Here is a 10,659-nt window from a genome sequence, read left to right on the forward strand (position 1 = left end):
ACACGGAGCTAAATAAACCTGAATTTGACAAACCTTTCGCTGGCTTGAATTTTCGTTCAAGTCTCTCCCTCTCCGACGCAGAGAGGGGCAATTTTTCGTAGTAAAACTAGAGAGAGGTTTCTTTATTGCTTAATTTTAGAGATAAATTCTGGTATGAACCATCCTAGATTTTTAGATAATCCCGCACAAAAACAAAACACACAGCAGTAAAACTTTTCGCCGACATTTCTGCATCAGATGAAATGGTATATCTGAACCAATTTTTGTCAAAGACCGTCAACATCGCTGGGTATTACTTAACGATACCTACTGTTATTTTGTAAGTCATAGCCGAGAAAAATTAATTGGCAAGTCAGACTATGATTTTTTTCCTCAAGCAGAAGCTGATGTGTTCCGGCAACAAGATGAACTGGTTTTCACCACAAATATTACTAATGAGAACCAGGATTTTTTTACCGATGCTCAGGGTATAACCATCTCATCTCTACAAAAAAGTCTTGCTTTGAAGATGAGACTGGTAATAAATTTCTGGTGGGTAGTATTCGAGACATCATTTTACAGAATGAAGCCGGAAAAGTTCTGGGTGTGAGTGGCACACTGCGCGATGAGCTTTCTTACCATACCATGAGTAAAAAACAAAGTATTTCCGCTGCCAACACCACTTCCCTTCTAGAAGTAGTAATTACGAATCACTCTTTCCTCGTCATTATGAATTATGAATTAGTAGTTATCTAAATACCTCTACTTCTTCAAGAACCTTCATTTGGTCGAGAATTCTCCAGATTTCCTGTAACATCGGCTCTAACCCGGTGCGAGTAACTGCTGAAATCACAAAAACCGGGGCGTAAGAGAGATGATTAAGTTGGGTAGCTAACGCCTCAAAATCGACAGTTTCCCGATCAACTGCATCAATTTTGTTAAGTGCCAAAATTTGTGGGCGTTCTGCTAAACCCCGTCCATAGGCTTGTAATTCTTGCTTAATTGTGTTATAATCTCGAACCACATCATCACTAGTAGCATCAATTAAGTGAAGTAACACCCGTGTGCGCTCAATATGGCGCAAGAAATCATGTCCCAGCCCTGCTCCTTGAGCTGCTCCCTCAATTAGTCCGGGAATGTCGGCGAAAACAGTACCATCGCCACTAGGTTTCCGCACTACACCCAAATTTGGGATGAGGGTAGTGAAGGGGTAGTCTGCAATTTTTGGACGTGCAGCTGATAAAGATGAAATTAAAGTGGATTTACCAGCATTTGGTAAGCCAATAATCCCCACTTCGGCCAAAAGTTTTAACTCCAGACGCAGCTGCTTTATTTCCCCTGGTAATCCTGGGAGGGCGTATTCTGGGGCGCGGTTACGGTTACTCAAGAAATGCTGATTTCCCAAGCCGCCTTTACCACCTTGGGCAATCCGCAAAGTCTGCTTAGGCTCAGTTAAATCCCCCAGCAATTCGCTAGTTTCAGCATCATAAATGGCTGTACCACAAGGAACTTCGATGAGCAAATCCTTTCCTGCTGCTCCAGTGCAGTTATTTGGGCCACCACGAGTCCCTTTTTCTGCCTGAAAGCGATGGTTGTATCTGAAGTCTAGCAAGGTTTGCAGGTTTTCATCGGCAATGAACAATACTGAACCGCCTCGTCCCCCATTACCACCAGAGGGGCCACCAGTCGGCACGTACTTTTCACGCCGGAAAGCGACTATACCATCGCCGCCCTTACCAGCTTCAACTTCAATTTCTGCTTGGTCGATAAATTGCATACTTAAATAATAGTGAGAAGTGAGGAGTTAGGAATTAGGAGTTAAAATTATAACTTCTCACTTCTTACTCTAACTAAATATATGGTGAAACATCTTCACCACATTTATCTGCCAGATAGGAGAGGGCACGGAAACGTAAGCCCACCAGTTGCTCATATAATGGGTTAATTTTACACATCGGTGGGATGTGGACAATCTTACGTCCAAATAAAGTGACATCCCGCTCAAAGGGACACTGAGAGGGAATCATTTTACACAAAAAGCGGGCTACTCTTGGGTCTTGGATATCTAGCCGATCGAGCCAGTCGCGCAGGGGGTGTAGTGCATTAATTTGACGCTTTGTAAGTCTAGGGCTGGGGATCGTTAAGTTAATTTGCAGTGGCTGTTCTAGGGTGTGGCGAAGGGCTTCGAGTAAATTCTCTGGCTGTTCTAAGGATTGGCAGAACTGTTGCAAAACCTGATCTTCGCTGGGAGAATAAGTACCATCTGCGATCGCTACCATTATCGCTGTCCTTAAGAAATTTTCCGCTGCTGGTGTACCTTTACCCAAGACTGGGGCTAATTCCTCTGGCGTAATTATCTCTAGTGAGTCCCATTTAATCCCAAGAGCTAATTCATCTTTGGTGAGCCTGGCAATTAATTCCTGTTCTTGAGGATCAAAATTACCATCTGCCCAAGCAATGGTGAGCAGTCCACGCAACCAAGCGGCAATCTGTTCGCTGCTATAGGGGGATTGAACGGTACTTGTCATAAACTCACGTCTGGTAGCTTTCCTCAGTCACTACTAAGCTAGCCTACCCAGTGACTATGAGGATGGTAGGGACAGCAGAGAAAAATCAAGAAAGTGCGATCGCACCACCAATGCCAAGGGCAAACGCCTTGTGTATAAAGGCGTAAACCAGAGAAATTTCCAAATCGCAACAATCCATCTTAAGGTAAAATCCGTCTGAGAGTAATCTTGAGAATTTTTATAATTAAATTTATGAATCAAATTAAAGTGATTATCGGTATTATACAAGAATTGTAACTAATTCTCCTTTGGATAACAATGAAGCAGACGCCATCGCACCATATATAATCCCTAATTTTAAGCAGCATTTGATGCTGATAGGAGTAAAGTCACTATTGCTAAATAGTCGTATATATTTTCTTCTTTATATCAATTGGCACTAATTAAATTAGGTTGAGTAAATTTTATATTTTGGATTTCAAATCCTGTTTGGTAAAAACGTTGTAACAGCCCTCACAGTTTTAAAGATGGAAGAATCCCAATTGGAGTGAGTCAAAATCATTGTAATTAAGGTAGATTTATAATGTTCTTATTTGGCATTGAGCATGAAGTCGCTTTCCTAAACAAAGAAGGAAAGTTTGCTGATTTTTCCCAGACAAAATTTGCTAATTTCAATCAAATTATTGAAAGGCTACCTACATACCCCAGCGACTATCCTCAACTACGCATCGGTAATGCTGGTATTAAGATAAAGAGATGGTACATTGAGGGATTTGAAAGATTCGCAGATTCCGACAAGGTGATAGACTGTCATGCTAAAGGTATCGAAATTAGAACAACTATACATTCTGATATTAAAGGCGCTATTACTGAATTATCAGAAAGTTTTGACTTGCTACATGAAGTTGCTGCTAACTTTGGTTTCTCACCTGTTTTGGTCAGTTTTAATCCCTACAATCTGGTTTTTGAGCCTCAACCCCCATTAAACGATTATGAAATAAAACAGCTAGAGGCTTATCCTGACGAACAAACTGCTAATATTCACATGGTTACATACGGTCCAGATTTAAATATTTCAGTGGCAGATTTATCTACTGAAGGTGTGATTGATATTGGTAAAAAGTTAACATATTACAGTCCTTATATCGTCCCTTTTAGTTATAGTTCCCCTTTTTATAACGGAGGTTTATGGGATGGGTTATCGGTAAGAACATTTATCAGAACCGGAAAAAGACCAGCAGTTCTGGTTTTTATTGAAAAACAGGAACAACTGATTAATAGCATACCTTCATTGACAAAAATCGCCCGCATTCCAGCTGAAGTGGGACGCATCGAATTTAAGGCTTGTGATAGTTGTGATGATTTTTTAATATATGCAGCTTTGCTGACACTATTGAAAGGTTTGGTGTTAGATAAAACTTTGCTGGGTAGAGCAACTGTACCCGATGCAGCGTTACATCAACTTTCTGCAAAAGAAGCGTTTGACAACGAGGATATTTTTGGAAATGCGACAAAAGTCTTACAAGCAGCCGAAGTCGCCTTGGAAGATGATCCAGATGTTCATTATTTAAGTCCGTTAAAAGTACTGCTGGCGAAGCGAAAAACAAGATCCCATGAATTAATAGAAATGTTCCATCACGTAAGTTCAATAGAAGAGGTAATAAAGCAGACTTATCATGCTGAAATTGCTTGATAATTTTCCCGAATAGCCAGAGATTTGCCAGATACCGGAATGATATTTTAAAGCAGCTCAAGGCAGTGATTCGTCATAATGGTTAAAAATATTCAGTTTATTGACCTAAAAGAATTGCTTTTAAACATAGGTTTTGTAAAAGTGCCAACAGCTGGCTTTCAACAAGTTTATCAGTATCCATTGTCGGGAACTTTAGTCATCTTACCACCTTACGAACAGCAGGCGTATGTTCAGCCCGTGCATTTGGCAGCTGTACATCGAGTATTAGTAGAAAATGGTTTAATTAACTCTTTTGTACTTAAACTGTTAAGCGGTAAAACAAATGGGGTAAACTTGCGTATATAATCTCACGCTCGTATTGAAACCCTAACTTTTCCATAACTCTTTGTGACGCTTGGTTAGTCGTGAGAGTAAAGCAAACTATTTCTGGCAACTTCAGTAGTTCAAAACCAATTTTCAATATTTCCTCACCCATTTCTGTCGCTAACCCCTTCGCCCAGAATTTAGCTATTAGAGCGTAAGCTAATTCTACTTTATTATTACCTTCTACATCAGTATTGCGAAGTCCAGCACGACCAACAAACTGATTATCGATTCTGTCTCGAAATACCCATAATCCGAATCCATAACGCTGCCAATGATTCAAGTTATTTAGAATAAAAAGCCGTGTTTCTTCATCAGAACGAACGCCGCCTAAAGTTGCCATAACTTGCGAGTCTTGATGCATCCGATGAAGTTCATTCAAATGCTTAAATCGCAGACGTTCAGCAAACAGGCGGTGAGTAGTAAATGTATCAATTAACTGCATATTTTTCACTAAATCAATTTTTTATGAGAAGTGAATGATTGTTTGACATTGGTATAGCCCAAGCACCTGTACACAGGCTGACTGCTTTAGCTTGAATGATAATATAATCCCTGTTTCTGACATCAAAGCCCACCGCACTAATAGTTGGTTCTTGTTTAACTAACACACGGGTTGCCATAAATCCCTAAATTTGCTGTGTAAATTTGTATAACATAAGTGCTTTTTATCGGTTTTTTGCAAAAAACCCGGTAAATTTAGCGATTTACCGGATTTAATCTGTTAAAATATTCACATGAATAAGCAGTAAACGCGAGATTCTGCAAAAGTCTTTCTAATGGGGAGCATCCCAAACGTGTAATTTATATCAAACCCAAGGAATTGTGATTGCGATCGCAACGTAAGTAAAGCAATCGCCAGATACTACGAAACGCTACGCGAACACTACGCTGTCATTCGCAATCACAAACATGTTCTAGCAAAATTGGGATGTTCTTTTATAAGGGAGCATCCCAATTTTGCTTAACTTTTTCCCTCACCCTCAGCCCCTCTCCCATGTTTGGGATTCGGGGTTAGGAGATGAGGGCTATCAAGGTTTTTGCACATTTGGGATGCTCCCTTTTCTACTAATTGCATAAAGTCAAGTTGACTGAACATAAATAATAGAGCCATTCACCTACCAAAACTAGATTAAGTCGATATACCTAGAGACTGATTCTATTGCAACTAAAGATATAGTAAATTTCATTCTAGAGATTGATGCAGGCGTTAGCGTTTTCAAAGTAAAAGTAAAAACAGGGAGCCTTCAAAGAAGAATGTCAATATAAAATGTAATGATTTTGCTAAAGAATTAAGGTGGTATTTGCTTATTATCCCTTACTAATTCGATGCATAAGTACAAAGACAGTTTCTTCATCAGGTTCGTTTTTGAAGAACTTCAAGATTGAAGCGTAGCTTGCTATTTTTATTATTGCTCAAATTTGCCAAATAAGGTAATGAGTTTGCGCTCTTTCAGTAAAAGTTCTGCGTTTTTAAAGCTGTTATCGAGGATTTCAAATGAAGATTATTGCTTCTGTTTTATCTCTCTTAAGTCCAGTACGTTTTCTCGTTGTGGCTTTTACTTGCGCCTTACTATTGTTATCTAGTGCTTTTCCTGCTTTTGCGATCGATAGCTACCAAAGTGACCCGACCGAAGCTACTACACAACTGCTTGACATTCAGCGCAAAACTGACGAAGCCGCTCAAGCACCACCAGCCGGATTAGAAAAGGTTCAAAAGGAGTCCAACAAAGGACTAAATGAGGTTCAGGGAGATGCTGATATTGACAAACAAAAGCGTCCGGAAAATTCCCAGAGTTCAACCACAGCGGAAACAAATGTAAAGAATTTCTTGGATAAGATTAGAGGTAAGTAACAGATTTAATACTTTTTTTGGTAATTTTTTGGTAGTGATGGGTGATTGCATAAAAGCAGTGACCCATTACTAACTAGTAATATCAAGCTGGCAACTTCAATTAAGTATAAAACTTATGTTCAGCTTGAGTATTTTTGGGTAAAGGACGTTTAGATAGTTTGAATTATAAATGTCTTAATGTATAATAATATTTACTTAATATTTTTATGATTGTAGCTGCAAAAATCAATAAAGTTCGCTAAATACTAAAATATTGGTTTTATACTACCTATTTAGACATAAGTATAATTATGGATGTGATAACTAATTTCAATTCATAATATTTCCTTTGGTTGATGTGGATTATCTCAAAAATTTGGTAAATTAATAGATAAGTTTGCTTAGGGATGGAAAATAATGCGTGCGATAAACATTGGTTTGACAGACGAACAGCGTCAAGGTGTAATTAATCTGTTGAATCAAGATTTGGCAGATGCCTATCTACTATTGGTGAAAACCAAAAAGTACCACTGGGATGTCGTCGGTCCTCAGTTCCGCTCTTTGCATCAGCTTTGGGAAGAACACTACCAAAAGCTAACTCTAAATATTGATGCTTTGGCAGAGCGGGTTCGTGCTTTGGGTGGTTTTCCAGTTGGCTCATTGGAGGGATTTCTCAAGATTGCTACCCTCAAGGAACATGCTGGTAGTGTTCCCACAGCAACAGGGATGGTAGCTAATCTAGTGGATGATCACGAGCAGGTTATTCGGAATTTAAGGGATCATTTGGATCAATCGGGTGAAAAATTCCACGATCAAGGAACTGCTGACTTTTTAACTGGACTCCTGGAACAGCATGAGGAAATAGCCTGGATGCTGCGTTCATTTATTGAAGGGGAAGCATTAGACGCAGATGGTAGACAGCCAGCAGCAGGGGTTAAGACTCCTGTTGGTGTGTAGCTCATAACGTCATCACTTGAGGATGGCTGTCTGTGGAACCAGTTAAGGGAGGATTGATTCCTCCCTTAATTGGTGTGAAAGGATTAATCTGGCTGCATCTACCTCTTGACCATATTTATTGCAAAAACAACATATTATAAGGACTATTTAAGTGCCAGAAGTATATAAAGCAGAACGTACTATCTCTGCTGTATTTAAAGAACAGAAGCAAATTGATGATGTGATTCGACGTTTATTAGACAGGGGTGTGCCTAGAGATCATATTTCGGTCATGGGCAGAAACTTCCAGTCAGAAACTAGAATTGCTGGCTTTATTACAAAAAAGGATGTGATTCTGGGAGGTTTGAGAACAGGGGCAGTTTTTGGTTCCTTGTTTGGTTCCCTTCTCAGTTTACTCACGGGTGTGGGCGTACTATTTATTCCCTTTGTCGGTCCAATCGTGGCAGCAGGTCCTATTGGTGCAGTGCTGTTGGGGGCTGCCAGTGGAGCGATCGCAGGTAGTGCCGGGGCTGGTTTAGTATCGGTTCTAACTACTTTAGGGATGCCAGAAGATAAAGCGGCTATCTACCAAACCCGCTTACAAGCTGGCGACTTCTTAGTGATGGCAGAAGTTGGGAGCGATCGCGCTGGCGAATTTCAATTGCTGCTCGAAAGTGCTGGTGCTGAAGAAATTCACACAATTGAAAAAACCTTTGCTCGCCCTTGTCCTGGACAATGCAACAGCCCAGAAGACTTGTCTCCTGAAGTTCGCGCTCATCTTTCTGCTGAAGCTCAGAGTACATTCATTGAGCGTTATAACACCGTCTTCAATGAGAAAAATGACGAGTTCACAGCTGAACAAGCTGCTTGGGAGTCTGTTCATCAGCAATATGATGAAGATGAAAATGGTGTTTGGTCAAAAGCTAAGGTTAAAGCTTAAGGATTTTTAATAAATAAATTATCCAATTTTATTGGGTGGCTATCTTGCCAGTGTTTAATTAAGGGCGGGGAGATGCTTACCCTAGAATCAATTATGTTAGTCCGCGTTTATTTGCGGTTTTAAATCTTTACTAAGGCAATTTATAGCTAGCAACACGCAGGTTTAACTGACCTTGGCGTGGGTTCTGGCTGAACACAAATGCACCTTCTTCCCTTTCACCATTAGATAAAAAGTCGATCTGTTGCTCTCCTGTTTCTGTAACTTTGCCGTCAATCAGTAACTCAGCCATAATCTGAACTGACTCAGCTGTATCTCCTCCGGTGTTCACAACTTCAAAAGGAACATAAAATTGGCTATTAATTTCCCGAATTGTTTCTTTTTTGGTAACAGAAAGGATGGGAGGTTGATTCTTTTCGTTCAGCCAAGTGTAGCCAACCAGGCTCACAATGATTGCTAGGATAAGTGAAGCAACGCTGAATGTTACCCACTCTGCAATAGAGCGTGGTTGCTGTTCTGTTTTAGTCATATTGCTAACCTCCCGGCTGCACCGCCAATAGTTGCAGGTAATCCCAGAATTAATGTGTGATCTAACCACATTGTCCAAGGATCGTTAAAAGTTAATTTTTGAAAGAACCACAGCATGAAAGCGCCTGCTAGCAGTGACACTAGGTAAGACATGATGGTTTCGCTCGATGGTCGTTGGAAAATTCCCTTTTGCTGTTTACGCTTTTGCTGGTTAGAAAAGCCTGCCTGAAATACAATCCCATAAGAAATCAGCAAAGATGTGGCGATCATTGCCAATTGCCAAGGTGGTGAGGCTGCGGCTGCTAGCATAGGAATTTCATCTGTTGGAGCAATGTTAAATGCAATTATAGTTGCACCAATCAGGGTTCCACCCACATTGGCAAAGGTGGCCTGTAACTCATCTTCTTTGTTATTAGTTTTGCTGTTTACCTGATCGGTTGCTTGTCCTTCTGGATCGCCATTTCTGGTATCTCCCAAAAGCTGGTTGGCTAATGCTACACCGAGAGCGAAGGGCACACTTTCAAAGATGATTTTCCCTAAAGATTCCTTTAGGGAAGTTTCTAGTGTTAATCCTCGCAATAGTAGCAGCACAAAGGCAGAGCAAGCTAGTCCGATCGCGATCGCTTCTACGGTATCCATTGCGGCTTGATGATCTAGCCAGCCATATCTGCGTTTCCGAAAGCCTTCTGTCTGATTGAGCAAGTAAACCACAATAAACATCGATGCGATCGCCATCATCATCAGTTGTGGTTTTGCCAGTGATCCAATCCACCAAACCTCCATTGTGTAGAGTAAAGGTATGCCAAATAAAAAACCTCCACAAGCACCCCGAATGATGTCATTAATTGCATTCATCCAGACATTTTTCTGACGTTTTGTTACCACTCCTTTACTTTCCTTTTATTGAAAATTTGTTTTAACTTATACTAATTCTCTATGAAGATGCATGTAGCAGTCCTAAATCATTCGTGAAAATTTAAATCCCCGACAACTTTTACGAAGTCGAGGATCTGGACACCGCAAGTTTTCATAATATATATCTTATTTGTAATATACTCATATTTTTTACGTTACGTACTCCTCTAATACTCCGTATCTGTCTCAAGATAATATAATATATCCAACTATTCTATCGGTTGATGGAAGTAAAAAATAATTCGCTATTGTTAGTTTATGTAGTAGCTTAATCAACTACAAGCTGGAAATAAAAACCATGAGTACCGAAAAAAGAGTAGAAGCTACTGCAAAAAATATTGAAGGAAAAATCCAAGAGATTGTAGGTGAAGTAACCGGTAATCCACAAGATAAAGCTGAAGGACAGGCAAAGCAAGCTGAAGCTCAAGCTACTCACACTGTAGAAAACATTAAAGACGAACTTAAGAAAGCTATAGACTAATTTAGTTTGAACACTGCAAATAGCAATATTAGCGATGATTCATTACTGATAGTCTAAGATTACTTACTCCACTAACTTTTAGGAAGTGGAGTTTTTTTGTTTACGTAAAATCTGAAAAGGTGAATGATTGAGAAATTGCCTCTAACCATGATTTTGCTAGTAATTCAACTATGGCGATCGCTCGTACCCTGCGGGTTCGCTTTTAGAGTTCTCGCAGAGTAGCCGCTACGCGTCTATGTATGCAATACACTTTGACCTCTCTCCTTTTAGGCAACGGTGTACACACAAGTATGACCTAGCATAGATTTCAATTCTAGTAGTTTCTTTCTTAGGGTGCGTTATACACACGCCGAAATAACAAATGAGTTCACCGAAATAACAAATGAGTTCACCGAAATAACAAATGAGTTCGCCGAAATAACAAATGAGTTCGCCGAAATAACAAATGAGTTCGCCGAAATAACAAATGAGTTCGCCGAAATAACA

General features: G+C 40.0%; 14 protein-coding genes. 8 read left to right on the forward strand and 6 right to left on the reverse strand.

The genetic code is table 11. The features are described 5' to 3' along the window. Positions 1–259: 259 nt before the first annotated feature. Positions 260–589, forward strand: coding sequence for a PAS domain-containing protein (locus V7K21_RS30595; RefSeq protein ID WP_442948849.1), 330 nt, complete (start codon positions 260–262; stop codon positions 587–589). After that, the gene (locus V7K21_RS05105) at positions 532–735 is read left to right on the forward strand and encodes a hypothetical protein (protein ID WP_335172134.1); all 204 of its coding nucleotides are present in this window, start codon (positions 532–534) and stop codon (positions 733–735) included. The genes V7K21_RS30595 and V7K21_RS05105 overlap by 58 nt, the downstream gene beginning before the upstream one ends. Here V7K21_RS05105 and obgE read toward each other — a convergent pair. Together obgE and V7K21_RS05115 are read right to left on the reverse strand one after the other, a co-directional pair. Beyond that, positions 728–1,756, reverse strand: coding sequence for a GTPase ObgE (gene obgE, locus V7K21_RS05110; RefSeq protein WP_335172136.1), 1,029 nt, complete (start codon positions 1,754–1,756; stop codon positions 728–730). The two genes, V7K21_RS05105 and obgE, sit on opposite strands and share 8 nt — an antisense overlap. Before the next feature lie 73 nt (positions 1,757–1,829). Then, positions 1,830–2,507 (reverse strand): Mo-dependent nitrogenase C-terminal domain-containing protein, encoded by a 678-nt coding sequence (locus V7K21_RS05115; protein ID WP_335172138.1) that lies wholly within the window; start codon positions 2,505–2,507, stop codon positions 1,830–1,832. Positions 2,508–3,069: 562 nt separating this feature from the next. Here V7K21_RS05115 and V7K21_RS05120 point away from each other — a divergent pair. Then, a complete protein-coding gene (locus V7K21_RS05120) occupies positions 3,070–4,179 on the forward strand; it encodes a glutamate--cysteine ligase (protein WP_335172140.1) in 1,110 nt (369 codons plus the stop codon). A 78-nt stretch (positions 4,180–4,257) separates the two neighbouring features. Beyond that, a complete protein-coding gene (locus V7K21_RS05125; RefSeq protein WP_335172142.1) occupies positions 4,258–4,524 on the forward strand; it encodes a type II toxin-antitoxin system HicA family toxin in 267 nt (88 codons plus the stop codon). On the opposite strand, the gene V7K21_RS05130 is transcribed toward V7K21_RS05125, so the two are convergent. Both V7K21_RS05130 and V7K21_RS05135 read right to left on the reverse strand, forming a co-directional pair. After that, entirely contained in the window at positions 4,478–4,987 is a 510-nt protein-coding gene (locus V7K21_RS05130) for a GNAT family N-acetyltransferase (protein WP_335172144.1), read from the reverse strand. The genes V7K21_RS05125 and V7K21_RS05130 overlap by 47 nt on opposite strands. 13 nt (positions 4,988–5,000) lie before the next feature. After that, a complete protein-coding gene (locus V7K21_RS05135; protein WP_335172146.1) occupies positions 5,001–5,165 on the reverse strand; it encodes a hypothetical protein in 165 nt (54 codons plus the stop codon). 875 nt (positions 5,166–6,040) lie between these two features. Between V7K21_RS05135 and V7K21_RS05140 the strand changes: the two genes are divergently transcribed. The 3 genes from V7K21_RS05140 to V7K21_RS05150 all read left to right on the forward strand — a co-directional run bounded on the left by V7K21_RS05140 (position 6,041) and on the right by V7K21_RS05150 (position 8,252). After that, positions 6,041–6,397, forward strand: coding sequence for a hypothetical protein (locus V7K21_RS05140; protein WP_335172148.1), 357 nt, complete (start codon positions 6,041–6,043; stop codon positions 6,395–6,397). A 396-nt stretch (positions 6,398–6,793) separates the two neighbouring features. Further along, on the forward strand, positions 6,794–7,333 hold the full coding sequence (locus V7K21_RS05145; RefSeq protein ID WP_335172150.1) for a Dps family protein: 540 nt from the start codon (positions 6,794–6,796) through the stop codon (positions 7,331–7,333). Between the two features lie 151 nt (positions 7,334–7,484). Then, positions 7,485–8,252: a ChaB family protein gene (locus tag V7K21_RS05150; RefSeq protein WP_335172152.1), complete on the forward strand. Its 768-nt coding sequence runs from the start codon at positions 7,485–7,487 to the stop codon at positions 8,250–8,252. A 130-nt stretch (positions 8,253–8,382) separates the two neighbouring features. Here the strand turns inward: V7K21_RS05150 and V7K21_RS05155 are convergent, their stop codons facing one another. Both V7K21_RS05155 and V7K21_RS05160 read right to left on the reverse strand, forming a co-directional pair. After that, on the reverse strand, positions 8,383–8,778 hold the full coding sequence (locus V7K21_RS05155) for a TIGR02588 family protein (protein ID WP_335172154.1): 396 nt from the start codon (positions 8,776–8,778) through the stop codon (positions 8,383–8,385). Then, positions 8,775–9,662 carry a TIGR02587 family membrane protein gene (locus tag V7K21_RS05160; RefSeq protein ID WP_335172156.1) on the reverse strand — a complete coding sequence of 296 codons (888 nt, stop codon included), beginning with the start codon at positions 9,660–9,662 and terminating at the stop codon, positions 8,775–8,777. Before V7K21_RS05160 ends, V7K21_RS05155 begins: the two co-directional genes overlap by 4 nt. A gap of 328 nt (positions 9,663–9,990) precedes the next feature. Between V7K21_RS05160 and V7K21_RS05165 the strand changes: the two genes are divergently transcribed. Then, positions 9,991–10,173 carry a CsbD family protein gene (locus V7K21_RS05165; protein ID WP_273764618.1) on the forward strand — a complete coding sequence of 61 codons (183 nt, stop codon included), beginning with the start codon at positions 9,991–9,993 and terminating at the stop codon, positions 10,171–10,173. The last annotated feature ends 486 nt before the right edge of the window (positions 10,174–10,659 follow it).

The organism is Nostoc sp. (assembly GCF_036919595.1).
In the GTDB taxonomy this organism is placed as follows: Bacteria; Cyanobacteriota; Cyanobacteriia; order Cyanobacteriales; family Nostocaceae; genus Nostoc.

Coding starts and splice junctions, on each gene's coding strand:
- V7K21_RS05155 (WP_335172154.1), bottom strand. CDS start 8,778: ATGACTAAAACAGAACAGCAACCACGCTCTATTGCAGAGTGGGTAACA.
- V7K21_RS05130 (WP_335172144.1), bottom strand. CDS start 4,987: ATGCAGTTAATTGATACATTTACTACTCACCGCCTGTTTGCTGAACGT.
- V7K21_RS05120 (WP_335172140.1), top strand. CDS start 3,070: ATGTTCTTATTTGGCATTGAGCATGAAGTCGCTTTCCTAAACAAAGAA.
- V7K21_RS05165 (WP_273764618.1), top strand. CDS start 9,991: ATGAGTACCGAAAAAAGAGTAGAAGCTACTGCAAAAAATATTGAAGGA.
- V7K21_RS05140 (WP_335172148.1), top strand. CDS start 6,041: ATGAAGATTATTGCTTCTGTTTTATCTCTCTTAAGTCCAGTACGTTTT.
- V7K21_RS05115 (WP_335172138.1), bottom strand. CDS start 2,507: ATGACAAGTACCGTTCAATCCCCCTATAGCAGCGAACAGATTGCCGCT.
- V7K21_RS05125 (WP_335172142.1), top strand. CDS start 4,258: ATGGTTAAAAATATTCAGTTTATTGACCTAAAAGAATTGCTTTTAAAC.
- V7K21_RS05145 (WP_335172150.1), top strand. CDS start 6,794: ATGCGTGCGATAAACATTGGTTTGACAGACGAACAGCGTCAAGGTGTA.
- obgE (WP_335172136.1), bottom strand. CDS start 1,756: ATGCAATTTATCGACCAAGCAGAAATTGAAGTTGAAGCTGGTAAGGGC.
- V7K21_RS05135 (WP_335172146.1), bottom strand. CDS start 5,165: ATGGCAACCCGTGTGTTAGTTAAACAAGAACCAACTATTAGTGCGGTG.